This is a genomic window from Rhodococcus sp. 27YEA15 (genome assembly GCF_049739425.1).
In the GTDB taxonomy this organism is placed as follows: Bacteria; Actinomycetota; Actinomycetes; order Mycobacteriales; family Mycobacteriaceae; genus Rhodococcus_F.
Map to the genome: position 1 here is coordinate 2,681,175 of NZ_JBMHHW010000001.1, position 25,543 is coordinate 2,706,717.

Below are 25,543 nucleotides of genomic sequence, written 5' to 3' on the forward strand. Positions count from 1 at the left end.
GTGCTGCGGTTCGGTCGGTGTCCCTGGCTACGATGGGCAGGATGCGACGTATCCGTTACTGCGTGTCCGCTGGGACTTCACCCACGCGTCGTGGTGGCCGTCTCGGAACCAACCGAGTCGATCACCGAACACAGATGGTCGTCAGGGAGGTCGAGGGTTGATCGGCGAAATGCTCGAACGCCGCTATCGAGTGGATGCACCGATCGCTCGTGGCGGGATGTCCACCGTGTATCGAGGACTCGACACACGGTTGGATCGGCCGGTCGCGATCAAGGTGATGGATCCGCAGTTCGCCGGTGATCCGGCGTTTCTCACCCGATTCGAGTTCGAGGCCCGGGCGGTGGCCAGACTCAAGCATCCCGCGCTGGTCTCGGTGTACGACCAGGGCAGCGACGGCAACTACGTGTTCCTGGTGATGGAACTGGTGGACGGCGGCACGCTCCGTGAGTTGTTGCGCGAGCGCGGACCCATGCCTCCGCACGCCGTTGCCGCGGTGGTCGCACCGGTACTCGATGCTCTTGCCGTTGCACACCGGGCCGGACTGGTGCATCGAGATGTCAAGCCCGAGAACATCTTGATCTCCGATACCGGCGAAGTGAAGATCGCCGACTTCGGTCTCGTGCGCGCCGCAGCGGCAGCAACCACCACCTCCAACAGTGTCATCCTCGGTACCGCAGCGTATCTTTCGCCGGAACAGGTCACGTCCGGAGTCGCCGACCCGCGCAGCGACGTGTACTCCACCGGCGTGTTGATGTTCGAGTTACTCACCGGCACAACCCCGTTCACCGGGGACACGTCATTGTCCATTGCCTACCAGCGGATACACGACGACGTCCCACGCCCCGGTTCACGGATCCCCGGGGTGCCGGCACAGTTCGATCGACTCGTTGCCGAGGCCACTTACCGCGAGCCGTCACATCGGTTCGCCGATGCAGGCGAGATGGCGGCGGCGTTGCGTGCGGTATGCGAACAACTCGAGCTGCCCACCTACCGCGTTCCGGCGCCGCGCCGTTCGGCGCAGCATCTCAGTGCGCTCGCCGTGGCTGCAGTTCCGCCGCCACAGGCAGTGCCGTCGGTCGCCGCGCCGCCGGCAGCGACCACCGCGCTCCGCTCCCCGGCCGACAATCCGGTACAGCACACACGCGCAGTCACCGGGCAGACGTCGCGGCCCGCAGTCGTCGACGACGACGAGATGGACAGCGATAAGGACGAACCGGACGATCCGCGCGCGCATTTCACCGACAATCGCCGTCGGTCACGGCGAGCGAGCCTGATCTGGCTGCTGGTGATCGTGCTGTTGGCGCTCGCCGTCGGAGTCGGCGGTTGGTGGATGGGTTCAGGTCGCTACACCGCGGTCCCGTCGCTCGACGGGCTCACCAAGGACACCGCGGTGTCCGCCATCCAGGACGCCGGGCTCACCCCGTCACTGACGGGTCGATACTCCGACTCCGCGCCGATCGATGCCGTCGTCGGCACGGATCCGGCGACGGGCTCGAGAATCACACGCGGGTCGACGGTTGCGCTGTTGACCTCCTTGGGCCGCCCGACGGTCCCACTCGTGCCGGCCGGTGGGGACGTCTCCGCCACCAGATCTCAGCTGGCCGAGCGCACACTCGTTCCGGTCGACGGCGGCGACACCTTCAGCTCGAAGGTTCCCGTCGGGGGCGTCGCGGCACTCGATCCGGCGCCGGGCACCGAGGTCGGAGTCGGATCGTCGGTCAAGGTCATCACCTCCAAAGGCTCTCCCCCCGTCGATGTTCCGAACGTGAAGGGCATGTCGGAGAGTGCTGCCCGCGCCGCTCTGGACAAGGTGGGCATCTCGGTCAGCACCACCAGAACTACTTTCGACGGGTCGGTGGAGGGCGGTGACGTCATCGGCACCGACCCGGCTGTCGGCTCCCCCGTCAATGCCGGCACCTCCGTCGTGCTGCTGGTATCGGATTCCGTCAAGGTACCGTCGCTCATCGGTCGGTCGGTCGGCTCGGCTCGCGAAGAACTCACCAGGCTCGGCCTGCGCATCAATGTGCGCCAACTCACGCAGAACGAGAGTTCCGTCATCATCAGCCAGTCGGTACGCAACGATCTGGTGGCGAAGGACACCGAGATCAGCGTCGTCGCCATTCCCTAGGCGACTGACCTATTCTTCGCTGATGACTACCACGTGGGATCACCGAGCATCGGGAGTCCTGGAACTGCCGTCCGGCCGAAAGGTCCGCGGTCGAGGTCTCCGTCATGCCGTACCGGACGGGCCGTCAGCCACCTTCGACGTGTATCTGACCGGCCGGACACCGCCCCCTACACCGTGGGAGGCGCGCTGGATCCGGTGGCGGGATTTCTGGCTGCCGTCGGATCGGACAGCGTTCGGACGCGCAGTCGAGGACATCCATGCTCGTGCCGAGCGCGAGCGGGTCGAGATCGCATGTGGCGGCGGATTCGGACGTACCGGTACGGCGTTGGCCTGTCTCGCCGTGGCGGACGGCGTCTCGGGAAACGACGCCGTCGCGTACGTGCGTGAGCACTACTCGCCCCGTGCCGTCGAAATGCCGTGGCAGCGTTGCTTTGTCACCGACTTCGCGAGAAGACGAACGCCCCCTGCCGTGAGGTAGAGGGCGTCCGTAACCGGGGTCGTCTCAGCCGCGCAGCATTTCGGCGACCAGGAAGGCGAGTTCCAGCGACTGCTGGGTGTTCAGTCGCGGATCGCACGCCGTCTCGTACCGACCGGCCAGGTCGAGGTCGGAGATGTCCTGTGCGCCGCCCAGGCACTCGGTGACGTTCTCCCCGGTCAGCTCGACGTGGATGCCGCCCGGATGCGTGCCGAGTCCGTTGTGGACCTCGAAGAAGCCCTGCACCTCGTCCACGATGCGATCGAAGTGGCGCGTCTTGTATCCGGTGGACGCCTCGTGGGTGTTGCCGTGCATCGGATCACACTGCCAGATGACCTGATGGCCGGTGGCCTGGACCTTCTCGATGATGGCCGGCAACAGGTCGCGGACCTTGCCGTTGCCCATCCGCGAGATCAGGGTCAGGCGGCCCGGCTTGTTGGTGGGGTCGAGACGTTCGACGTATTCGACGGCCATCTCCGGCGTCGTGCTGGGGCCGATCTTCAGACCGATCGGGTTGGACACCAGTTCCGCGAAGGCGATGTGCGCACCGTCGAGCTGACGGGTGCGGTCACCGATCCACAGGAAATGTGCCGACAGATCGTAGAGCTTCGGATGATCGCTGTCGTTGTCCAACCGCAACATCGCACGCTCGTAGTCGAGCACCAGCGCTTCGTGGCTCGCGAAGATCTGTGCCTGTTGCAGACTGGGATCGGTTACGCCACAAGCGTTCATGAACTGCAGGCCACGATCGATCTCCGATGCGAGCGCCTCGTACCGCGCACCGGCAGGCGACGCTGCAACGAATTCACGGTTCCAGTCGTGCACTCGGTGCAGATCGGCCATACCCGCACCGGTGAGCGCCCGAACGAGGTTCATGGCTGCACTGGCGTTGGCGTAGGCGCGCACGAGCCGTGAGGGATCGTGGGCGCGTACGGCTTCATCGGCCACCAGCGAATTGACCATGTCGCCCCGGTACGACTTCAACCCCAGCGAGTCGACGTCCGCGGAGCGCGGTTTGGCGTACTGTCCGGCGATGCGAGCGACCTTGACCACCGGCATCGAGGAGCCGTACGTGAGTACGACGGCCATCTGCAGCAGGGTGCGGATGTTGCCCTTGATGTGCGGCTCGGTGTTGTCGGCGAACGTCTCGGCGCAGTCACCGCCCTGTAGGAGGAACGCTTCGCCGCGGGCTACCTGGGCGAGACGGTCGGACAGCGCTTCGACCTCGCTGGCCACCGTGATGGGCGGCACGCTCTCGAGCACGGTGCGCATCGCCGCAGCCTGGTCGGCAGGCCACGAAGGCTGCTGGGCGGCAGGCTTGGCGAGTGCTTCGTCGAGCCGCTTACGCAGATCGGACGGCAGCGGTGGAAGCTCGGGCAGGCGATCGATCGGCACGTCCACGGTCCAGTTCACCGCTCAAGGATATTCGGTCCTTCACCTCGACGTCACCCGGGCCGCCCGTCCGGGCGATGTCGAGTCGCATCCGATGGCGTCCATGCAGGTCAGCGCAATGAGCGGGCAGCGGCTATCGCATCGAACTTCACCAGGTTGTGGCGGGCGTCCGCAAGCGCGTCGTGCGCGTCCGACGGTGCGGCGGGCAGAGCCGGACTGCCGTTGTCCTCCCAGAACTGTTTGAGCTCACGGGTGTAGCGCGGCATCGACTGTGGGAGTTCGGTCATGTTCCCCCACAGCTGGCACAGGGCGACGTGATCGTAGGCGGCCACCCACGCCCACAGCTCCGGCACCACCATCGGGCGCGGAACGAAGAACTTCAGCAGGTCGTCGCGGATCCGGTCGCGGGGCTTCCACAACGGCGACGACGGCTGGGGCAGCTTCGGGAGAACGTTCTTACGCACCCAACTACCTGCCCGGCTGTCGTCGAACTCGGTGGAGACCGCGTAGTACTCACGGCCGTCCTCGCACACCACGCCGATCGACACGAGGTCGATGGTTCGACCGTCTTCGATGAATTCGCAATCGTAGAAGTAACGCACGTGCGGAAACTATGCCGCACTCGCGCCTGCGGAAGCTAACTCGCCTGGGTGTCCGGCACCACCGTGTCGGTGTCGGCGCTGTCGGTGCCGAGTCTCGCAACGGCCGCATCGTCCTTCGCCGACGCCTTGTCCGCCGAAGGAGTCTTCTTCAGACTCGCAGCGTAGATGTCGACGTACTCCTGGCCGGAGAGCTTCATGAGCTTGTACATGACCTCGTCGGTGACCGCCCGTTCGACGAAACGGTTACCGCCCCATTCCCTCGAAACGAGAGAAGTCGATGGGTTCACCCACCACCACGGTCACCTTGGCGGGTCGCCACACCCGTGAACCGATCGGGTTCATCTTGTCGGTACCCACCATCGCGACCGGGATGACCTTCACGCCGGACTCGAGGGCGAGGCGCGCCATGCCGGTCTTGCCCTTGTAGAGTCGGCCGTCCGGCGAGCGAGTGCCCTCCGGGTAAATTCCGAGAAGACTTCCGGACCCCAACACCTTCAGACCGGCATGCAAGGCATCCTGTGCGGCATCGGCTCCGGTTCGGTCGATCGGAACCTGCCCCACTGCGGTGAAGAACCACTTCTGGAAAGCACCTTTGAGACCCGAACCGGTGAAGTACTCACTCTTGGCGAGAAACGTGATCCGACGATTGACACGGAGCGGCAGGAAGAACGAATCCAGGACAGCTTGATGATTACTGGCCAGGATGGCCGCGCCGTCGGCGGGAATGTTCTCGTGGCCCTTCACGGTCGGACGACCCAGCAGCCACAGAATCGGCCCCAACAACACATATTTGAAGAGCCAATACCACACGGTGTTCCTCCTGATCACAACCGAATTGCCTCTGTACGACCATACTGCGCACCAGTTACCGTCGCTACACTTGCCCCACCCACGTCTGCCCCGTCACAGGGCGACCGACCCGGCCCGGACAACCCGAAACCGGACAATCCCGAGCCGGGCTGCCCGCGAGCCGAACTACCCGCGATCGGGGACCACCTCACGGGCCAGTGACGCAGCACCGACCATTCCCGCTGCCTCACCGAGTTGGGCGACTCGTATCCGGGCAAGCGGCCGATGCCGCGCCCCGGTCAGCAGGGTGGCGTACTGATCACGAGCGTCGTCGAGGAACAGCGGTGCCGAACTCGCCACGCCGCCGGCTATCACGACGAGATCGGGATCGTAGACGTCACCGACCATGGCCAACCCGACGGCCAACCATCGAGTGAATTCCGCGAGAGTGGCCAGAGCGAGGGGATCACCGTCCTGGGCGGCGTTGGCGATCCGACGACCGGTCAACGCGCCCGGATCCACGGCCACCTCCCGAGCGAGCAACGTGGACGCCGTCGGATCGGCGGCGAGAAGTTCGATCGCCGTGTCGACCAGTGCGGTTCCGCTGCAGTATCGCTCCCAGCAGCCACGTTTGCCGCAGGCGCAGGCCCGGCCATCCGGCACCACCTGAATGTGCCCGAGTTCCGGGGCGACGCCGTGACTGCCACGATAGAGTTCGCCGTCGATGAGAAGTGCCCCACCGATTCCCGTCCCGATGGCGACCATCACCACGTTACGACCGCCTGCCGCCGCGCCGAAGCGATGTTCGGCGAACGCTGCCGCGTTCGCGTCGTGTTCGAGCACTACCGGAAGTCCGAGCCTGGCGCTGAGATCGCTACCGACCGGGGCGTCCACCCACGGCAGGTGCGGCGCGAACCGTACCGACGTGCGATCGGACGTGATGAACCCGGCTACCGCCAATCCGACCGCATCCACCCGATGTCGGCTCACCAGTGTGCGAACCACTCGGTCCAGTCCGTCCTCGAGCGCGCGCGCCGAGTTGGGCGTCGGAGCCTGGACCACGTCGAGTACTTGCCCGTCGACGTCCACGACGGCAGCGCGAATGCTCGTCCCACCCACGTCGATACCGATCGTGAGAATCCCGTCGGCCTCGTTGCCGGTGGCGCTACGCCCGCGGCGCCCGCTCATGTCAGCACTGCCTGCTGTCGGTGACCATTGTGACGATTGTGCTCGGCGACGACGGTTCTGCGCACTCGGGGTACCTGCTCAACGCTTGACGGTCACCGCGATCGGGACGAAGGTCCCGGTGCGCGAACTGCCGGCGGCGTTGGAGTCCGCCGGACCAGGCGGCGTCGAATCCGGCTCCGGACCTCGTCGCGAACTCGCCGGGCCGAGGTATTCGTCGAGGAATCGGCGAAGCGCGGCGAGCACGATGCGCACCTGGTCGGCGAGGAAGGCCAGCAGCTCGTGATTCTCACCGCGCACCAGGGCGGCCACAGCACAGACCGGACACCAGCTGCATCCGGTGAACTCCTTCGAGTCGTCGCCGACAGCGGAACCGTGTGCACTCGGCGCTCCGGCGGCGCTCTGCAGCATCGGTTCGATACGCATCATCACCGACTCCGCCAGCTCGCGGAACTCGGCGAGCAGACGGTCGTGTTCCTCACTCATGCCGGCCACACCGCCGGATCAGGTTCGAATCGGATGATCAGGTCGTTTCCGGTCAACTCTGCCCCACTCACGATGCACCGACGCAACACCGAGGCCAGTCGGACGCGACGACGCACCCCGTCCGCTCCCACCAGCACATCGTCCTCCACCCGACCCAACGACAACGACGACGGATCCACGAGCGGAAGATACATCCGCAACACGTAGACCGACTCGACCCCGGAACCCGATTCCAGCCTCACGCTCGCACGCGTCGAATCGTCACCGGCATCGGCCCCCACACCGAAGTCACCAGTCAGGGCTTCTGCTATCTCTCGTAGCCGGTCCAACCCTACCGGCTCGAGCGCGGTCTGCTCGACGGTCACGACCGGAACGCAGCCCACGTTCTCCCGCAAGGCGTCGACGATACCGAGTTGACGCGCTCGGATCGACGCCGTCCACTGATCCGCCGCCGATGGCAAGGAACCCGAATCGAACTGCGGGACAACGCCGTTGACTGCAATTGCACCGACTCGAAGACCCGAAAGCGACAAGGCAGACAGCGTCATACGGGTCGCGGTTGCCGCCACACCCTCGGCAGAGGTGATCAGGCGGACGGACGTCGTCGCACGATCGGTCAGCAATGCCGCTGTTCGTTCGACAGCCACCACGATCCGCTCCACCACCGACACGAGCACCATCAGTCGCACGTCCGCGCCACCGAGCGCCACCATTCTGCGATGCCGCGGCCAGAGTCGTTCGAGGTACTGCGCGGTCATCGCCGGTGCCGCCAGAACGGACAACGCCTGCCCGGCGGCCGAACAGTCCACGATCACGACGTCGTAGTCGCCCGACGTCGTGACCCGCTCGATCTCGGCCAGTCCCAGGATGTCCTGGATTCCCAGCGATCCGGTGAGCTCTTCGGGCTCCAACGACTCGAATTGCGCGCCGTGTTCGTGAACACCGGCGGCACCGATCAGATCGGACCACCCCCGGTAACCGTTCTCCAGGAGAGCGAGTGTGTCGATCTGCCAGGCCTCGAGGTTGTTCCCGATCGCGGTGACCTGTTCCAGCGGTCCGACCCCGAGAACGCCGGCCAGTGTGCGTAGCGGATCAGTCGAGACCAGCAGTACCCGCTCCCGCTCCGCCGCCGCCACAGCAGCTGCCGCGGCGATCGTGGTCGTGCCCGAACCGCCCTTGCCGACGAACAGGAGCAGGCGCGAGCGTCCTACGTGGTCGGTGGCGCTCAGCCCTCGACTCGCTTCTTCAGTTCTTTCAGGGCGGTGTCGGTGATGATCTTCTCGGCCTTGCGCTTGAACAGCCCGATCATGGGGATCGTGAGGTCGACCGTCAATTGATACGTGACCTTCGTTGCCCCCTTGGCATCCGGTTCCAGTGTGTACGAACCGGATTGAGCTTTCTGAATCTCACCGGAGACCAGTTCCCACGACACGGCGTTGCCGTCCGCCGCCCACGAGTACCGGAGCTCGTACGTGTCCTTCACCATCCCGGCGTCGAGCACGAATCGCACTCGTTCGGCGCGGCCGTCGGCGTCGACGGCCAACACCGACACCGATTTGGCGGCGGACACCCACTGCGGGTACGCCTCGAAGTCGGCGATCACACTCATCACTGCATCGGCTGGTGCGTCGATGCTGATCAAGCCCTTGGTCTTCTCGGCCATCCGACTACGTGTCCTTCCCTCGTGAACTTCCGGTTCCCATCACACACGATCGACACGGCAATACACAATGTCGACACTGCTGTTGCGGCGACGTTCAGGCCGGCGCGACGCCGGCTTCGCGTCCGGCTTCGAGTTCCCGCTTGAGTTCGAAGGACATCGCCTTACCCCCGACCCGACGTCGACGGTTCGCCGCCACCAGATCGAGATTCGATCCGGCGGGCGGCTCGGCGTGCAGGAAGTAATGCGCGACAGTCCCGTCCATGACCGGCTCGAGCCACACCTCCATGGTGCCGTCCAACGCGCCGCCCACTCCCCAGCGAATGCCGGCCTCCCCGCGGTTCTCACGAACGTCGAGTCGGAGATCGGGCCACCACCGCCGCCATTTGAGGGGCGGGGCCAACAGTTCGGCCACCCGCTCGGGCGACGCCGCGATGAATGTCTGGTCTGCGACCTGAATACTGCTCACGTCGATAGCTTCACATACTCGGCGTCGGCGGCGGCGATCGGTTGCCGGTCAGTGGCGGAGCTATCGAATTCTCGATCGGACTGTAAGCCCGGCCACACCGAGGCCTCGGTTCCGGCTACAGTGAGTGCAGTCAAAACCTACTCGCCAGTATTTCGCAGTGTCGGGAGGTATTCAGTGCCTGAGTACAGCGCACCCAAGACGTTCACCATTTCCGAAGACGAGTCGGCAGTCGACTCCGTCTTCGCCCACGCGAGAACGAAGCCCGCTGCTGTCGTCTACACCCGTCGGGTCGGATCCGGGTGGCTCGACGTCACCGCCGGCGAATTCGCAGCAAGCGTTACCTCGGTAGCGAAGGGGCTGATAGCCATCGGTGTCCAACAGGGTGATCGTGTGGCCCTGATGTCGGCCACTCGATACGAGTGGCCGCTCGTCGACTACGCCATCTGGGCGGCAGGCGGCGTCACCGTCCCGATCTACGAGACGTCGGCGGCCGAGCAGGTTCGCTGGATACTCGAGGACTCCGACGCCGCAATTCTGATCGTCGAGAACGACAAACATGCCGCAACGGTCAAGGACGTCGCCGACGCCGCCCCGTCGCTGCGCACCGTCTACCAGATCGATGCGTCGCCGGGCGGGCACGGTGTGATCGACGAATTGACCGCACTGGGCACGGACGTTCCCGACGAGGAGGTACAGGCCAGGGTCGCGGCCCTGAAGGCCTCCGATCCGGCTACGTTGATCTACACCTCGGGAACCACCGGCCGCCCCAAGGGCTGCCAGTTGACTCACTCGAACCTCATCGCCGAATCGAAGGGCATCCTCGAGTCGAACCTCGGCACACTGCTGGCCAGCCCGGGCGTGCGCTCCCTGATGTTCTTGCCCATGGCCCACGTGCTGGCCCGAGCAGTGAGCGTCGCGTCGTTCGACGCCGGTGCCGTGCTCGGTCACACCAGCGACATCCCGAACCTGGTTCCCACGTTCGCGGAGTTCAAGCCGGACTTCATCCTGTCCGTGCCACGCGTGTTCGAGAAGGTGTACAACAGTGCGCAGGCCAAGGCGCACGGCGACGGCAAGGGCAAGATCTTCGACGCCGCCGCCGACGCCGCCGTGGCATGGAGCCAGGCCCAGGACACCGGCGGCGCCGGCCTCCTGCTCAAGGCCAAGCACGCCCTCTTCGACAAGCTCGTCTACTCGAAATTGCGAGCAGCGCTCGGCGGCCAGTGCCAACTCGCGATCTCCGGTGGCGCTCCACTCGGTCCTCGCCTCGGTCATTTCTTCCGCGGCATCGGCATCACCATTTACGAGGGCTACGGGCTCACCGAGACATCGGCTGCCTTCGCCGTCAACACCATCGGCGCCCAGAAGATCGGAACCGTCGGAAAGCCGTTGGCAGGTAACTCCGTTCGGATCGCCGACGACGGTGAAATCCTGCTGTCCGGTCCGGTCGTCTTCGCCGAGTACTGGCGTAACGAGAAGGCCAGCGCCGAATCCATTCGGTCCGGGTGGTTTCACACCGGTGACCTCGGCTCGGTCGACAGCGAGGGCTACATCTCGATCACCGGTCGCAAGAAGGAAATCATCGTCACCGCAGGCGGAAAGAACGTCTCACCCGCACAGCTCGAGGATTCACTGCGCGCGCACCCGTTGATCAGTCAGGCCATCGTGGTCGGTGATCAGAAACCGTTCATCGGCGCACTGATCACCATCGACGCCGACGCGTTACCGGCATGGAACGAGCGCCACGGCAAGCCTTCCGGAACCACCGCGGCCGATCTGGTCACCGACGGAGACTTGGTGGGCGACATCCAGGACGCCATCGACAAGGCGAACACACTGGTCTCGCATGCGGAGTCGATCAAGAAGTTCAGAATTCTTCCGGTCGACTTCACCGAGGAGACAGGCGAACTCACGCCGACGCTCAAGCTCAAGCGCAACGTCGTGCACACCAGTTTCGCGGGGGACATCGAGAAGATCTACGCCAACTAGGCAGCTACCCCGAACAGAGCAGGCCCGGTACCGAATTCGGTACCGGGCCTGGTTGTCGATCGAGGCACCCACCTCAGCCGAGCAGAACCTGCAGCTTCGCCGCCAGGGTATCCCACTTCCAGTCGGCTCCGACCCACTCCCGACCTGCCGCACCCATCGCGGCAGCACGATCACGATCGGAGAGAATCTCGATGACGGACGCGGCAACGTCGGTAACCGACGTTCCGTCGACCACGAGGCCGGTCTTGTTCTGCTGCACGGTTTCCGGAGCGCCTCCGCTACGTCCGGCGATCACCGGGACACCGGTGGCCGACGCCTCCAGATACACGATTCCGAGTCCTTCGACATCGAGTCCGCCACCGCGAGTACGGCACGGCATGGCGAAGACGTCGGCGATGGTGTGATGGCTCGCCAGTTCCGCGGCCGGCACGGTTCCGGTGAACACCACGTGATCGGACATGCCGGTCTTGACCACCAACTCCTTCAGGCGGTCCTCGAACGGCCCGCCCCCGACGATCACGAGAACGGCACCGTCGATACTGTCGCGGATCTTCGGAAGAGCCTTGATCAACATGTCCTGGCCCTTGCGTGGCACCAGCCGGGAAAGACACAGGATCGTGGGCCGCTCCCCCAGGCCGTATCGGCGCCGCAGTTCCTCGCGGGCAGCGGAATCCGGATGGAACACATCGGTGTCGACGCCCGACGGTAGATGCTCGAGCGCGGCCTGCGCACCGAAGGCAGCCGCGAATCGGCCTCGGGTGTACTTGCTGACGAAAGTGACGGTGTCGGTGTGGTCGCCGATGAACCGTAAGGACTGCCGCGCCCCGGGAATCATCGACCACCCCACTTCGTGCCCGTGCGTGCTCGCTATCACGCGACTCGCGCCGGCACGCCGGACAGCGGGCGCCATCACTGCCAAGGGCGCAGCTGCACCGAACCACACCGACTCACAGTCGCGTTTTTTCACCAGCTTCGCCGCCTTACGTGCGACGAGCGGCGTCGGAAGCATCAACGTCGTCGGATGCCGAACGATTTCGAACGGCTGGGCCGCGTCGAACTTCTTGTGCGAGTCGCCACGCCAGCGAGGCGCGTAGACGACGAGTTTGTCGGCCGGTAAATGCTTCGCGAACGTGTGGAGGTAGGACTGGATACCGCCCGGCCTGGGCGGGAAGTCATTGGTAACCAAGAGGGTCCGACGCATCCGTCCACCGTAGGGCACGGGCGAGATGCACCCGAGGGAAGGTCGGTTCAACCCAGATGGCTGTTCATCCAGTCGATCCACCCCAGCCTGACGTCGTCGATACCCACCCCGAGTACCGCGCGCGTGCGACGGTCGACTTCCGCGTCGGTAGAGGGGCCGGTGGCCAGCGCCCGGTACAGATCCGCCAGGCGCGCCTGGCCGAATCGGTCTGCAACGGACGCGTTGATCGACCACGCCGCCTCGTACGCGAGTGAGCTGACCACCGGTACCCCGGAGAACTTCGAATCCGACGGGAAGGCAGTCGGCGGATCCGACTCACGCACGGTGGCCGCCAGGGTGGGCGCGATCTCGCTCGAGGCCCGACCCGAACCACGATTGCCGCCGTACTCGGCGAATCCTTCCAAGACCCACATCGGAGATCCGTCGCTCGTCTGCGAGCGGGCTGCCACGTGCACCAACTCGTGCCGCAGCACAGCTTTTCCGCGTCACCGACGTCAGTCGGGATGCGGCCGCGGGCGAGAACACCACCCGCTGCCCGCTGACCTCGCCGGACCCCGGCGTCACAGCGTCGGAGACCGACACCGCAGCTATCGACGCCCCGTCGTGATGCTGACCCACCAGCGCCGTGAACTCCTCGGCGGAGCCGGCCACCATCACCACCACGCGTTCCGACCACCACGGACCCCAGAGTTCGGTCGTGTTGGCGATTGCCTCGTCCAGGTCCGCTGCCAGTGCTTCGACGAAGTTCTTCTCGGCCGGGTGGCCGATCACCAGGGCGTGGCCCGTCGAGTTCCGCGCCGTCACCACGGTCCCGAACTCCCAGGGCCCGTGCCACGACTCACCGGGCGTACGGGCCGCGTCCAGGCCCACCGTCGCACCGTTCACCAGCAGAAGCCAGGTGTCGCCGCTGCGACTGAACACCATCGACACAGGTTTGCGCGTCGGGCTGGAATCGACATCGGCGAGGGCGTACCGCAGCAGTACCCGGGCGTGCCATATCTCCTCGTCTGCGGCGGGCGCCCCCGTGGCCGGCTCCTGTGTCAGAGCACCCGCCGGTACGTCGTAGCCCCAGTCCGAGAACTTCAGTTGTGCCAACGCCGTCATACGACGTGTCTCGGCCTCGAGCACACCCGGCACGGCTCCCGGATCGACCAGCGCCGCCATCGCGTCCTGGTCGTTCGACGTCTGCGCGACGGCGAGCGAGTTCAGAAAAGTCCGAACCTGTGCTTCGCGGTGCGCCTGCTCTGCGGCGGCGTCCGAGGACCGGTCGGAATTGGCCATCACGAAAGTCAGACCCAGTACCAGAGCTACGGCGACGCCGAGAGCGACCAGTGCCGGATACTCCCACCTACGCCTGCTGCCGGCGCCGACTCCGTCTGTGGTTTCGAGGTCCGCCGGCACGTCGCCGAGTCTAGGAGAGTCGGTGCCCGGTAGTTGCGGCGGACCGGCTCCCGGGCCCCGCGTCCGTCCTCCGCCGGTCCGGATCACTCGTCAGTAACGCCTGGCGGTGGAAAACTGCATGCCTTCCATCGACTGCACCTTGACCGGCACACCGAACGTGGAGGCGTGCAGGATGTTTCCGTCGCCGGCATAGATGCCGACGTGCGAGTTGTCGCTGTAGAAGGTCACGACGTCACCGGGCTGTAACTGGTCACGGGGAACCGGTATTCCACCCTGAGCCTGGGCTTGACTCGAACGCGGGAGCGTCTTGCCGATCTGCTGGTACGCCCAGACCACCAAACCCGAGCAGTCGAACTGATTCGGGCCGGTGGCGCCCCACACGTAGGGATCACCGATGCGTGTCAGTCCGGCCTGGAGCGCAGCGGCGCCGGAGCCCGGCGTCAAGTTAGCTAGAATTTTGCTGAGATCGGTGCCCGGCGGAAAGGACGAATCGTTCAGCTGCGAGCGTTCGGCGTCCGTCAAGTTCTCGAACGCGCGGGTGACATCGGCTATCTGCGTCTGCAATTCACTCTGCTTACGCTGGAGGTCGTCGCTGACGACCCTGGCCTGCTCCGCGGCGACCCTGGCCTCCTCCGCCGATCGCGCCGACGCCTCGGCGGCTGCCTGTGCATCGGCGGTGGCCCGCGTGAATTGTGCTACCTGCGTTGCGGCGTCATTCGAGATCACGTCCAGCGCCGACATCTGATCGAGTAGCTGCTGAGGCGAGTCACTGATCATCAGGGCGAACAGACGGTTGGTGCGGGCACCTTTGTAGTTGGCAGTCGCAATACGATTTACCGCCGGCGCGACGGCCGCCACCTGCTCGGACGCCTGAGCCAGTCTCGCGGAGTCCGCCCCGGCCCGGTCTTCTGCGTCCGCCAGAGCCGCCTGCCTGGCATCGAGATCGATCTGAGCGTTGTGTAACGCCTCGTTCGTCTGCTCCGAGGCGCGCGAGAGTTCCCCGAGCCGATCGAGCGCCTCCGTCGGAGTGGAAAATGTCGGGTCCGCCCCGGCGGGAATCGAGGGGAACACCACAAGTCCGAGAGCGAGGGCACCCACCCCCACCACGGCACGTAGACGACTGTTCTTCTTCGGTGAAACCACGGAATGCAACTCTCGGTCTCGGCGGAACGATGCCGACCACGAACAGGTCGACCCTCTGTTAGCTGGCTGTCAACTAACTACAGTACCTGTCTGCCCCAGGCAATGTCTCGATAAGATTACGGAAGGGCCACCATATCGTGTCTACTCGCGGGTAGGTGTCTCGGGGTGAGCTCGAGGACGGATGTTCGATCAATACGAAAGTGGGCCTCGAATCCATGATTCGAGGCCCACTTGGCACGAAGATCCGGAGCTCCCCCCGAGCTCCACCGCCATTGGCGGCAGATGGTGACGGCCGGTGTCACCGAACCGTTACCGCATGTACAACAGCTCAGAAGCGACGCGCGCCGTCGTACGGCATCGACGACACCGGCGCCAACTTCACCGGCTGTCCGGCGGTGGAGGCATGAATGACGTTTCCGTTTCCGGCGTAGATTCCCGAGTGCGATCCGCCGTAGAAGGAAATCACGTCACCGACCCGAAGGTCCGACTGCGCAACCGGAACACCGGCAGCAGCCTGGTCGTAACTGGTGCGCGGCAAGTTCAGACCGGCCTGCTTGTACGCCCACTGAACGAGCCCGGAGCAGTCGAATGCGTCGGGGCCGGCAGCGCCGTAGACGTACGGTGCGCCCAGCTTGGTCTGAGCGGCCTGCACGGCCCGCTCGCCGAGCGAGGACGTGATCGGTGCGACCGGCGCGGCCGGGCCGGCCGAGTTGACGCCGGGAATGTTGTCGGTGACACCCGGAATGAAGGGAATCTGCGACGCTGAAACGCCCGGGATGTCGAAAGTGCCCACACCGGGGATGGTGATGGGGTCTGCCGAGGCAGGTGCTGCCGTTGCCGCGAAGGCTCCGACTGCGAGCGCTCCGGCAACTGCCAGCTGCGCGGAACGCTTCAAATTCTGTGACGCCACGTTGAGGGGTGCTCCATTTCTTCCATTCATCCGCCGACCGAGTTAGCTGACGGGTTCGGGCTGGGAAGATCAGCCCTACCCGAGTGGTTCACGGCGATGGTGCGGCCGCGCCCCAAACGGGATTCACCCCAGTGGAAACTTGGGTTCCCGGTTCGAGTTCCTCACGGAGATCTCGATTAGGCGGTTCCTGACGATGCCGATCCTGTTTGGTCCGGCAAGACTTCGTTAGGTCTCAGGAAGGTTACGAAATCGTCGCGGCAATGTCGACTGCAGCCGCTCGCTCGGGCCGGATTTGGTGGAATTCGCCTCCGCCGCGCCCGAGTACGCCTCAACGGTCACAGCTCGATAACGGCAGGTTTGTTACCGGCTGGTCACATGCGGTCGACCCGACAACCTCCGGCGTACCCACAGTGTCGACAAAATAGGACATTCCACGCCTTGTTGCTGTTCAGCGAGATCCTTCCGACTGCTAATGACCTGCAGGTCCGAATCCGGAGTCGCGCACCGGATCCCCGCAAACCCGGCCGATGGCGGGCGCGGCAGAGTAGTTGAGTGGGCAACCAATGAACCCGGTTCCCGAATCCGATGTGATCCTCGTCTCTTCGACGATGATCGGCTCGGATTGTCGGTTTCACTCGCCGCAGTCGATTACGAAATCTGTCGGACCCACTCGTTAACGTGCGCGCTGTGAAACCAGCGTCGGCCGGCGACTACCCGTCACCCCATCCGTTCACGACCGGCGCCCTCGAGGCCGTGGGCCGGCAGTTGACATTCGACGAGTTGGACACCCCACTGAGCGAGACCACGTTCGTCGTCGTCGACCTCGAAACCACCGGGGGAAGCGCCGAGCAGGACTCGATCACCGAAATCGGTGCGGTCAAGATTCGAGGCGGCGTGGTCCTGGGTGAAATGGCCACCCTGGTCGATCCGGGGCGGCCGATCCCGCCCTACATCGTCGAGCTCACCGGCATCACCACCGCCATGTTGATCGGGGCGCCTCGGATGGAGCGGGTACTGCCAGCTTTCCTCGAGTTCGCCGACGGCGCGGTACTGGTGGCCCACAATGCCGGATTCGACATCGGATTCCTCAAGGCGGCAGCTGCACGCAGTGCCCGCCCGTGGCCGTCGTTCCGGGTGCTGTGCACCGTCAAACTCGCCCGGCGAGTCCTCACACGCGACGAGGCACCGTCGGTCAAACTTTCGGCCCTGGCCCAGCTCTTCCGGGTATCCACACAACCGACACACCGTGCTCTCGACGACGCACGGGCCACCGTGGACGTTCTGCACGGTCTCATCGACCGTGTGGGTAATCAGGGTGTGCACAGCTACAGCGAACTCGTCGACTACCTCCCCGACGTCTCCTCGCACCAGCGAGCAAAGAGATCTTTCGCCGCCGGCCTGCCTCGAACGCCCGGCGTCTACATCTTCCGAGGACCGTCGGACGAGGCGCTCTACATCGGCACGGCCGTCGATCTACGCCGACGCGTCCGCAACTACTTCACCGGCTCGGAAACCCGCGGCCGCATGAAGGAGATGGTCGCCCTGGCCACCCGGGTCGATCATGTCGAGTGCGCGCACGCGCTCGAGGCAGGCGTGCGTGAGCTTCGGCTACTCGTCGCCCACGCACCGCCGTACAACCGGCGATCGAAGTTCCCCAAACGCGGGTGGTGGATAACGCTCACCGACGAGGCATTTCCACGCCTGTCCGTCGTGCGGACGGCCTCGTCGACCTCCGTCGGCCCGTTCACCTCCCGCACCGATGCGGCGGAAGTCGCCGATACCGTCGCCCAGTTCACCGGTCTACGCACGTGCACCAAGCGGATCCCGCGCGGCTCCGTACACGGGCCCAGGTGCCCTTCTCGGGAGCTGGGGGCATGTCCGGCATTACGCGGTGGGGACGTCACCGAAACCGAGTACGAGCCGATCGTCGACGACGTCCGTGGTTTCTTTCACGGACGCCACGACGGGCCACTCCGGCGAATGCAGGATCGGATCACCGAACTGGCCGAGGCCGCGCTCTTCGAGACCGCCGCGCGGCTCCGCGACCGAACCGCGGCAGTAGGAACCTCGGTCCGGCGGACCCAACGACTCGCGGCACTGGCGTCCATCGACGAACTTGTCGCTGCCCGCCCCTCGGAGGACGGTGGTTGGGAACTGGCCGTCATCCGATCCGGGCGCCTGGCCTCCGCCGGGATCGCTCGCCGCGGGACACACCCGATGCCGGTGGTCGACGCCATCACGGCCGCAGCCGAAACCGTCTTCCCGGACGCCACCCCGTTTCGCGGGGCACCGCCCGAGGAACTCGGATTGACCGCCAGGTGGCTCGCATCCGACGGAGTTCGAATCGTGCAGACGACCTCCGGCTACGGCGAACCGTCCAACGGCGTCGGCCGCTGGGAGGACTGGTGTCGACTCGCCCGGGCCGGAAGCCGATCGGAACATCAGTGACAGGCGCCGCACTCTCCTACGCCTAAGCTCGTTTTCCAGATGCCCGGAAAACGAGGAGAGAAATGATCAACGCCATTGTCATGATCGATGCCGAATCCGCACGGATACCGGAGACCGCACAGGCCGTTGCCGACCTTCCCGGGGTCACCGAGGTCTACTCCTGCGCGGGCGACGTCGATCTGATCGCCATCGTCAAGGTCCGAGACCACGCTCAGATCGCCGACGTGGTCACCGGCGGAATCAACAAGGTGCCCGGCGTCGTCAAGACGGCTACGCACATCGCCTTCCAGTCGTTCTCCAGCGCAGACGTCGAAGCCGGATTCTCGCTCGGCGAATAGCCACCCCGTCAGGAACCTTCAGCGCCCCGTCGAGAACCTTCGGTCAGGGTCGCGGTCAACGCAGACCACCGGTGAAGGAGACCGGCCGCGGCCCCGCTGTCGATGGCGGCAGCGGCGGTCGCGATCCCGGCGGCGATCGCCTCTTCGAGGTTGTCCCCCACACCGTTGAACGCCGCGACAGCCGCGCCCGCGTTGAGCAGCACCGCATCGCGTACCGGTCCCGACTGTCCGGAGAGCAGCGTCCGCGCCACGGCCGCGTTCGCCTCGGCGTCGCCGCCACGGAGCTCCTCGAGCGGAACGCGGGCGATACCCACATCCCGTGGATCCAGCGTGACCGTCCGGATCGTTCCGCCGGCGACGATGTGGACCGTCGAGGTGGTCGAGGTGGTCAGCTCGTCGAGCCCGTCGTCACCGCGAACGACCAGAGCCGAATTGCCCCGCTCGGCAAGCACTCCTGCCACCACCGAGATGAGCTTCGGGAATGCGCACCCGATGAGTCCGGCGCGGGGCCGTGCCGGGTTGGTGAGCGGTCCCAGGACGTTGAACGCCGTCGGGATTCCGATCTCCTTTCGGGGCACTGCCGCGAAGCGCAGCGCGGGATGGAAGACGGGTGCAAAGCAGAAACCGATCCCGACCTCCTCGACGCAACGAGCCACCTGCTCGGGACCGAGGTTGATGCGCACGCCCAACGCTTCGAGGACGTCGGCGCCGCCGCTCTTGGAAGACGCTGCCCGGTTTCCGTGTTTGACCACACGAATACCCGCCGCGGCCACCACGATCGAGGCCATCGTCGAGATATTGACCGTGTTGGAACGATCGCCACCGGTGCCGACGATGTCGACGACGTCGGAGTCGATCGGAACGGGCCGTGAATGCGCGAGCATCGCGGCGGCCAAACCCGCCAGCTCGGCCGAAGTCTCACCCTTCATCTTCAACCCGACACCGAAGGCCGCGATCTGCGCGGAACTTGCGTTGTCGGACATGATCTCGCGCATCGCCCACTGCGAGTCGGCCGACGAGAGGTCGACACCGTCGGTCAGGCGCCCGAGAATCATCGGCCAGGACCGCACCACGTCGCTCGCGTCGGTGTTCACGGCGGTGGTTGCGTCGGTGCCGGCCATCGTCCCTCGGTCCCCTTTTCGGTGGGTCGTGCTGATTGGGTAGAGCTGAATCTGACATTCGCAGCCTAGTCAGTGCGCAGCCGGCGTCGCCGAATCGACCCTGTTCACCGATCCCGGCGGTCGCGGCGGCCGGAAGGGCCGCCGTCGCTGGGCAACTGCAATGCGTCCCACCCTGACACCGAACCGCCCAGCCGCTGCGCCAGACCCGCCATCCGGGACCGCTCCTGCGAGCAGTGCAAGGCGTCGAGAATCTGCACCCGCTCGAAGATCACCCGCACCGAATCACCCGCCCCCGCTACGACGTCGACTGTCACCGAGCGTGCGTATCCGTCCTGCGCCACTGTCCGCTCGGCGTCCAGCACGGCGGCAGCCGGCAGGTCGAGATGGTGGCGCAGTACGACTTGCGCGCTCGCCTGCCAACGCGGCTCCCCGGACTCGGCGCGCTCGAGCGCGGACGAGCACGATTCCACGTCGTCGAAACCCGACGCGACAATCTCGAGATCCGATCGACTGCGATCGAGGGGCGGCGGACGCCTGGTGCCGAAAATTCTCAGGAACCACGGTCTACTCTGGTGTGCAGCTGCCATCGCGTCAGCATATTCCCGACGACGCCACCAGCGCATTCGCCGCTCCGACGCGAGAACTCGGGACGAACGACGCGCCGATGACGGACCCGAGTGGCCGTCTCTTACGACGAAGCGTCATACTTCTGTCTGTGACGAGCGCAGTAGGGACTTCAGGATCGGCAATCACCCAACGCGTGCACTCGCTGAACCGGCCGAATATGGTCAGCGTTGGCACCATCGTGTGGTTGTCAAGTGAGCTCATGTTCTTCGCAGGGCTCTTTGCCATGTACTTCGTGGCACGAGCCCAGGCGAATGGGGTTTGGCCGCCGGAGCCAACCGAATTGAACCTGTATCTGGCGGTGCCGGTGACCTTGGTGCTGATCGCATCGTCGTTCACCTGCCAGATGGGTGTTTTCGCGGCTGAGCGCGGCGATGTCTTCGGACTTCGCCGCTGGTACCTCATCACTTTGGCCATGGGCACGTTCTTCGTGTTCGGCCAGGGCTACGAGTACTACCACCTGGTGCACACCGGTACCACCTTCTCCTCGAGCGTGTACGGATCGGTGTTCTACATGACCACCGGCTTCCACGGTCTGCACGTGATCGGCGGCCTGATCGCCTTCGTCTTCCTGATCGCACGTACCAGGGTCAGCAAGTTCACTCCCGCCCAGGCCACCGCAGCGATCGTGGTCTCGTACTACTGGCACTTCGTCGACATCGTGTGGATCGCGCTGTTTGCCACGATTTATTTCATCCGTTAATCAGCTGTACGCCACAGGCAGCCCCTGACGTCCAGTTCCGTCCCGACATACCAAAGGGATACAGATGAGTTCATCCCCCCCTCCCACATCCGATACAACGGCAGCAGCCGCGAAGACGCGTCGCCAGCGGAAGGTTCGCAGGCGCGTCACCGGTGCGCTCGTTCTGATGATGGGACTGCTCAGCGCAGGTTTCCTCGCTTCGGCGTTGACCCCGGCTCCACAGGTTGCGACCGCCAGCGACGATTCTGCAGCGCTGATCCGAGAAGGCAAGCAGCTGTACGACACTTCCTGCATCACGTGCCACGGCGCGAACCTGCAGGGCGTGAAGGACCGCGGTCCCAGCCTCATCGGCGTCGGCGAAGCTGCCGTGTACTTCCAGGTCTCCTCCGGTCGTATGCCCGCAGCGCGTAACGAAGCCCAGGCTCAGCGCAAGGATCCCAAGTTCGACGCCGCGCAGACCGACGCTCTGGGTGCCTTCATCCAGGCGAACGGCGGCGGCCCGACCGTGATTCGCGACGAGGACGGCAACATCTCCCAGTCCTCGCTGCGTGGCGGTGACATCGCACGAGGCAGCGAGCTGTTCCGCCTCAACTGCGCGTCCTGCCACAACTTCACCGGTCGCGGTGGCGCACTGTCCTCGGGCAAGTTCGCTCCGGTTCTCGATCCGGCCAACGAGCAGCAGATCTACGCCGCCATGGTCACCGGACCGCAGAACATGCCGAAGTTCTCCGATCGTCAGCTGACGATCGAGGAGAAGAAGGACATCATCGCCTACGTCAAGTCGTCGGGCGAGTCGAAGGACCCCGGTGGGTACGGCCTCGGTGGCCTCGGTCCTGCCTCCGAGGGCCTGTTCATGTGGGCTGTCGGAATCGTCGCTGTAGTCGGTGCAGCATTGTGGATCGGAGCAAGGTCATGAGCGACGCTGGCCAGCATGGCGGCGATACGCCAAAGAAGTACACAGATGAAGAGCTCGACGCGATGTCACGCGACGAACTGGTCAAGCTGGGTACCAATCTCGACGGTGTCGACGTCGTCTACCGCCGTGATCGTTGGGCTGTAGAAGGAACGAAGGCCGAGAAGCGAGCTGAGCGGAACGTCGCGTTCTGGTTCGCGCTCGCCGGCATTTCCGCGATCGCCTTCATCGTGATCTACCTCTTCTGGCCGTGGCAGTACGCCGGCGCCGGTGAGGAGAACTACGGCAAGTACAGCTTGTACACGCCGCTGATCGGTCTGACCATGGGCCTGGCCATCCTCGGCCTCGGTATCGGCGCCGTTCAGTTCACCAAGAAGTTCATCCCCGAAGAGGTGTCCATCCAGGATCGCCACGACGGTGGATCGGCCGAGGTGGACCGGCGCACGATCGTGGCGCAGTTGGGCGATTCCCTCGAAACCTCGACACTTCCCCGCCGCAAGGCGATCAAGCGCAGCTTGATCTTCGGTGGCGGTGCGCTCGGCGTCATGATGATCATGCCGCTCGGTGGTCTCATCAAGAACCCGTGGGCCAAGGGCGACAAGTCCGACCTGTGGGTCTCGGGTTGGACCCCGAACTTCAAGGGCGAAACCATCTACCTGCGCCGTGACACGGGTCGCCCCGAGGACGTCGTTCTCGTTCGTCCCGAGGATCTGGACGCCGGCTCCATGGAAACGGTGTTCCCCTTCCGCGAGACCGACCGTGGTGACGACCATGCACTGCTCGCCTCGCTGCGCGGTATCCGCAACTCGGTGATGCTCATCCGTCTCCGCACCGAAGACATGGAGAACGTGACCAAGCGCAAGGGCCAGGAAAGCTTCAACTACGGCGACTACTTCGCCTACTCGAAGATCTGCACCCACCTGGGTTGCCCCACCTCGCTCTACGAACAGCAGAGCAACCGCATCTTGTGCCCCTGCCACCAGTCGCAGTTCGACGCGCTGACCTACGGCAAGCCGATTTTCGGTCCCGCTGCTCGCGCACTTCCGCAGTTGCCTATTACAGTGAACGAAGAGGGCTTTCTGGTCGCCGACGGTGACTTCATCGAAGCACTCGGCCCGGCATTTTGGGAGCGTCGACCGTGACCACTACAACAACGAAACCGTCGAAGATCAGCGCTGCCGCAGCTGGTCAAGCGGAAGCGATGGACTCGCGCTATCACCTCGCCGCAGGTATGCGTCGTCAGATCAACAAGGTCTTCCCGACCCACTGGTCTTTCATGCTCGGCGAGATCGCGCTCTACAGCTTCTTGATCCTGCTGATCTCCGGTGTGTTCCTGACGCTGTTCTTCGATCCGTCGATGGCCCACGTCGTCTACGACGGCGCATACCAGCCCCTCCGTGGCGTGACCATGTCGCGTGCATACGAAACCACCCTGAACATCTCCTTCGAGGTGCGCGGTGGTCTCTTCGTCCGACAGATCCACCACTGGGCCGCATTGATGTTCGCCGCGTCGATCATCGTGCACCTCGCTCGTATCTTCTTCACCGGCGCCTTCCGTCGCCCGCGTGAAGCGAACTGGGTCATCGGCTGCCTGCTGCTGATCCTGGCCATGTTCGAAGGCTTCTTCGGCTACACCATCCCGGACGATCTGCTTTCCGGAACCGGCCTGCGCGCCGCATTCGGTGGTATCACGATGAGTATCCCGATCGTCGGCACCTGGGTGCACTGGATGATCTTCGACGGCGACTTCCCGGGTGATCTGATCATCCCGCGTCTGTACGTCGCTCACGTGTTGCTCTTCCCGGGCATCATCCTGGCTCTGATCGCCGGCCACCTCGCGTTGGTCTGGTACCAGAAGCACACGCAGTTCCCCGGCCCCGGCCGCACGGAGCAGAACGTCGTCGGTGTTCGCATCCTCCCGGTCTTCGCCATGAAGGGTGGTGCTTTCTTCGCCGTCACGTTCGGTGTGCTGGCTCTGCTCGGCGGTCTGTTCCAGATCAACCCGGTGTGGAATATCGGCCCGTACAACCCGTCTCAGGTCTCGGCCGGTTCGCAGCCCGATATCTACATGATGTGGACGGACGGCCTCGCTCGACTGTGGCCTGCCTGGGAGATCTACCTGTTCGGTCGCTACACGATCCCTGCGGTGTTCGCCGTCGCCCTGATCATGGGTCTGGTATTCGCACTCCTCATCGCGTACCCGTGGATCGAGAAGCGCCTGACCAAGGACGATGCACACCACAACATCCTGCAGCGTCCGCGCGACGTTCCGGTCCGTACCGCAATCGGTGCCATGGCCATCGCGTTCTACGCCGTGCTGACCATCTCGTGCATCAACGACATCATTGCGTACCACCTGCACATCTCGTTGAACGCCATGACCTGGATCGGTCGCATCGGAATGGTGCTGCTGCCGCCCATCGCGTACTTCGTGACGTACCGGTTCTGCATCGGCCTGCAGCGCAGTGACCGTGCAGTCCTCGAGCACGGCATCGAGACCGGCATCATCAAGCGGATGCCGAACGGCCAGTACATCGAAATCCACCAGCCGCTCGGACCCGTCGACGAGCACGGTCACCCGATCCCCCTCGAGTACCAGGGTGCAGCTGTTCCGAAGAAGATGAACAAGCTCGGTGTTGCCGGTAAGCCCGGCTCCGGCAGCTTGATCACCGCTGATCCGGTCGAGGAGAGCGCAGCACTCGAAGCCGCACACCACGAAGGTGAGCACGAGCAGCTTCGCATCCTGCGCGAATACCAGGACAAGATCAACGGCAAGACCAACGGTTCCAGTGGAGAGCTCCACTAGAACCTCATACAGACGAGTGGGGCCCCGCACCGATTTCGGTGCGGGGCCCCACTCGTGCGCTCGGACCCACTCCCCCGTTACGGGACGAGTCGTCGCATGGCCGGCAACGGTTGATCGAGCGGTCAGCGCATCGTCTCGTAGAGTGCAGACCAGTTCCTGACAAGTTCACGGGCTGTCTTCCGCTCGACGTCCGTGGCAGATTCCGCGGTGGGCGTGCCGCACGCCGCGAGCGCCAGGAATGCGGCTCCACCGGCCCCTGCCAGAAATCCGCGACGGGTCAATGCCGATTCGATTGCATGCCAGTCGCTCTCGAAGACGAGGGCGACATCTCTGCGCGGGTCGATCAAGGTCGAGGTCACAGGGGAACTCCATTCTGTGGATCGGATACCCGAATATCAGGTGAGCCGAACCAAATATTGTTCTCTACCTTCACTCGACGGAGCCCACTTCCGCGACGGATTCGTAGTGCTCGACTACCGGAAACGGGTCGTAGAAATGATGGAGAAGTCGGCGCCAGCGCTCGTAGCCGACGGACTCCCGAAATCCGACGGTATGGGCCTCGAGGTTCTCCCATTCGACCAGCAGCAGGTACTGCCCCCGCACCTCCATGCACTGCGAGAGCTGCAGGCGAATGAACCCCGGTACTGCGGCGACGATGGCACGAGCGGTATCGAATACCTCCTCGAACTCCGCTGATCGGTTCGGATCCACCTGCAGCACGGCATGTTCGAGAATCATGTCGTCATCATGCACGACTCACTTC

Annotated in this window: 25 protein-coding genes, 1 pseudogene and 1 riboswitch; of the genes and pseudogenes, 9 read left to right on the forward strand and 17 right to left on the reverse strand. The window is 64.7% G+C overall.

The window, feature by feature from the left end; genetic code table 11:
• Window positions 1-157: 157 nt before the first annotated feature.
• Both pknB and ABH922_RS12380 read left to right on the forward strand, forming a co-directional pair.
• A complete protein-coding gene (pknB, locus tag ABH922_RS12375) occupies window positions 158-2,128 on the forward strand; it encodes a Stk1 family PASTA domain-containing Ser/Thr kinase (protein WP_424807199.1) in 1,971 nt (656 codons plus the stop codon).
• Between the two features lie 22 nt (window positions 2,129-2,150).
• On the forward strand, window positions 2,151-2,606 hold the full coding sequence (locus tag ABH922_RS12380; RefSeq protein ID WP_424807200.1) for a protein-tyrosine phosphatase family protein: 456 nt from the start codon (window positions 2,151-2,153) through the stop codon (window positions 2,604-2,606).
• 24 nt (window positions 2,607-2,630) lie between these two features.
• Here ABH922_RS12380 and ABH922_RS12385 read toward each other — a convergent pair whose 3' ends face one another.
• The 8 genes and pseudogenes from ABH922_RS12385 to ABH922_RS12420 form a co-directional block, all read right to left on the reverse strand.
• Window positions 2,631-4,016, reverse strand: a complete 1,386-nt coding sequence (locus ABH922_RS12385; protein ID WP_424807201.1) for a class II 3-deoxy-7-phosphoheptulonate synthase — start codon at window positions 4,014-4,016, stop codon at window positions 2,631-2,633.
• An 89-nt stretch (window positions 4,017-4,105) separates the two neighbouring features.
• On the reverse strand, window positions 4,106-4,597 hold the full coding sequence (locus ABH922_RS12390) for a polyadenylate-specific 3'-exoribonuclease AS (RefSeq protein WP_424807202.1): 492 nt from the start codon (window positions 4,595-4,597) through the stop codon (window positions 4,106-4,108).
• Window positions 4,598-4,632: 35 nt separating this feature from the next.
• Window positions 4,633-5,407: pseudogene (locus ABH922_RS12395) on the reverse strand (lysophospholipid acyltransferase family protein).
• 165 nt (window positions 5,408-5,572) lie between these two features.
• A complete protein-coding gene (locus tag ABH922_RS12400; protein WP_424807203.1) occupies window positions 5,573-6,574 on the reverse strand; it encodes an ROK family protein in 1,002 nt (333 codons plus the stop codon).
• A 78-nt stretch (window positions 6,575-6,652) separates the two neighbouring features.
• Complete coding sequence (locus ABH922_RS12405; RefSeq protein WP_424807204.1) at window positions 6,653-7,057, reverse strand: hypothetical protein; 405 nt, start codon at window positions 7,055-7,057, stop codon at window positions 6,653-6,655.
• Window positions 7,054-8,286, reverse strand: a complete 1,233-nt coding sequence (locus tag ABH922_RS12410; protein WP_424809656.1) for an ArsA family ATPase — start codon at window positions 8,284-8,286, stop codon at window positions 7,054-7,056. Before ABH922_RS12410 ends, ABH922_RS12405 begins: the two co-directional genes overlap by 4 nt.
• Window positions 8,283-8,720 (reverse strand): SRPBCC family protein, encoded by a 438-nt coding sequence (locus ABH922_RS12415; protein ID WP_424807205.1) that lies wholly within the window; start codon window positions 8,718-8,720, stop codon window positions 8,283-8,285. The genes ABH922_RS12410 and ABH922_RS12415 overlap by 4 nt, the downstream gene beginning before the upstream one ends.
• A 94-nt stretch (window positions 8,721-8,814) precedes the next feature.
• Window positions 8,815-9,186, reverse strand: coding sequence for a polyketide cyclase / dehydrase and lipid transport (locus tag ABH922_RS12420; protein WP_424807206.1), 372 nt, complete (start codon window positions 9,184-9,186; stop codon window positions 8,815-8,817).
• A 174-nt stretch (window positions 9,187-9,360) separates the two neighbouring features.
• Between ABH922_RS12420 and ABH922_RS12425 the strand changes: the two genes are divergently transcribed.
• The gene (locus tag ABH922_RS12425) at window positions 9,361-11,172 is read left to right on the forward strand and encodes an AMP-dependent synthetase/ligase (protein WP_424807207.1); all 1,812 of its coding nucleotides are present in this window, start codon (window positions 9,361-9,363) and stop codon (window positions 11,170-11,172) included.
• Between the two features lie 73 nt (window positions 11,173-11,245).
• On the opposite strand, the gene ABH922_RS12430 is transcribed toward ABH922_RS12425, so the two are convergent.
• The 5 genes from ABH922_RS12430 to ABH922_RS12450 form a co-directional block, all read right to left on the reverse strand.
• Window positions 11,246-12,373, reverse strand: coding sequence for a glycosyltransferase family 4 protein (locus ABH922_RS12430; RefSeq protein ID WP_424807208.1), 1,128 nt, complete (start codon window positions 12,371-12,373; stop codon window positions 11,246-11,248).
• A 47-nt stretch (window positions 12,374-12,420) separates the two neighbouring features.
• Window positions 12,421-12,696, reverse strand: coding sequence for a hypothetical protein (locus ABH922_RS12435; protein WP_424807209.1), 276 nt, complete (start codon window positions 12,694-12,696; stop codon window positions 12,421-12,423).
• Complete coding sequence (locus ABH922_RS12440) at window positions 12,689-13,774, reverse strand: hypothetical protein (protein ID WP_424807210.1); 1,086 nt, start codon at window positions 13,772-13,774, stop codon at window positions 12,689-12,691. Before ABH922_RS12440 ends, ABH922_RS12435 begins: the two co-directional genes overlap by 8 nt.
• Window positions 13,775-13,864: 90 nt before the next feature.
• Window positions 13,865-14,917 carry an NlpC/P60 family protein gene (locus tag ABH922_RS12445; RefSeq protein WP_424807211.1) on the reverse strand — a complete coding sequence of 351 codons (1,053 nt, stop codon included), beginning with the start codon at window positions 14,915-14,917 and terminating at the stop codon, window positions 13,865-13,867.
• A 328-nt stretch (window positions 14,918-15,245) separates the two neighbouring features.
• A complete protein-coding gene (locus tag ABH922_RS12450) occupies window positions 15,246-15,827 on the reverse strand; it encodes a C40 family peptidase (protein ID WP_424807212.1) in 582 nt (193 codons plus the stop codon).
• Window positions 15,828-15,842: 15 nt separating this feature from the next.
• A riboswitch (cyclic di-AMP (ydaO/yuaA leader) is annotated at window positions 15,843-16,020 on the reverse strand.
• A gap of 560 nt (window positions 16,021-16,580) precedes the next feature.
• Between ABH922_RS12450 and ABH922_RS12455 the strand changes: the two genes are divergently transcribed.
• Together ABH922_RS12455 and ABH922_RS12460 are read left to right on the forward strand one after the other, a co-directional pair.
• Window positions 16,581-18,275: a DEDD exonuclease domain-containing protein gene (locus ABH922_RS12455; protein ID WP_424809657.1), complete on the forward strand. Its 1,695-nt coding sequence runs from the start codon at window positions 16,581-16,583 to the stop codon at window positions 18,273-18,275.
• A 62-nt stretch (window positions 18,276-18,337) separates the two neighbouring features.
• A complete protein-coding gene (locus ABH922_RS12460; RefSeq protein ID WP_424807213.1) occupies window positions 18,338-18,613 on the forward strand; it encodes an Lrp/AsnC family transcriptional regulator in 276 nt (91 codons plus the stop codon).
• A gap of 8 nt (window positions 18,614-18,621) precedes the next feature.
• On the opposite strand, the gene trpD is transcribed toward ABH922_RS12460, so the two are convergent.
• Window positions 18,622-19,734, reverse strand: coding sequence for an anthranilate phosphoribosyltransferase (gene trpD / locus ABH922_RS12465; protein WP_424807214.1), 1,113 nt, complete (start codon window positions 19,732-19,734; stop codon window positions 18,622-18,624).
• Window positions 19,735-19,838: 104 nt separating this feature from the next.
• On the reverse strand, window positions 19,839-20,321 hold the full coding sequence (locus tag ABH922_RS12470; RefSeq protein WP_424807215.1) for a hypothetical protein: 483 nt from the start codon (window positions 20,319-20,321) through the stop codon (window positions 19,839-19,841).
• Between the two features lie 128 nt (window positions 20,322-20,449).
• On the opposite strand from ABH922_RS12470, the gene ABH922_RS12475 reads away from it, so the two are divergent.
• The 4 genes from ABH922_RS12475 to ABH922_RS12490 all read left to right on the forward strand — a co-directional run bounded on the left by ABH922_RS12475 (window position 20,450) and on the right by ABH922_RS12490 (window position 24,780).
• Entirely contained in the window at window positions 20,450-21,061 is a 612-nt protein-coding gene (locus ABH922_RS12475) for a cytochrome c oxidase subunit 3 (RefSeq protein WP_424807216.1), read from the forward strand.
• A gap of 64 nt (window positions 21,062-21,125) precedes the next feature.
• A complete protein-coding gene (locus ABH922_RS12480; protein ID WP_424807217.1) occupies window positions 21,126-21,977 on the forward strand; it encodes a c-type cytochrome in 852 nt (283 codons plus the stop codon).
• Window positions 21,974-23,116, forward strand: coding sequence for a ubiquinol-cytochrome c reductase iron-sulfur subunit (locus ABH922_RS12485; RefSeq protein WP_424807218.1), 1,143 nt, complete (start codon window positions 21,974-21,976; stop codon window positions 23,114-23,116). The genes ABH922_RS12480 and ABH922_RS12485 overlap by 4 nt, the downstream gene beginning before the upstream one ends.
• A complete protein-coding gene (locus tag ABH922_RS12490) occupies window positions 23,113-24,780 on the forward strand; it encodes a cytochrome b (protein ID WP_424807219.1) in 1,668 nt (555 codons plus the stop codon). Before ABH922_RS12485 ends, ABH922_RS12490 begins: the two co-directional genes overlap by 4 nt.
• A gap of 122 nt (window positions 24,781-24,902) precedes the next feature.
• Here ABH922_RS12490 and ABH922_RS12495 read toward each other — a convergent pair whose 3' ends face one another.
• Both ABH922_RS12495 and ABH922_RS12500 read right to left on the reverse strand, forming a co-directional pair.
• Window positions 24,903-25,139, reverse strand: coding sequence for a hypothetical protein (locus ABH922_RS12495; protein ID WP_424807220.1), 237 nt, complete (start codon window positions 25,137-25,139; stop codon window positions 24,903-24,905).
• Window positions 25,140-25,209: 70 nt separating this feature from the next.
• Entirely contained in the window at window positions 25,210-25,518 is a 309-nt protein-coding gene (locus tag ABH922_RS12500) for an antibiotic biosynthesis monooxygenase family protein (protein ID WP_424809658.1), read from the reverse strand.
• Window positions 25,519-25,543: the final 25 nt, after the last annotated feature.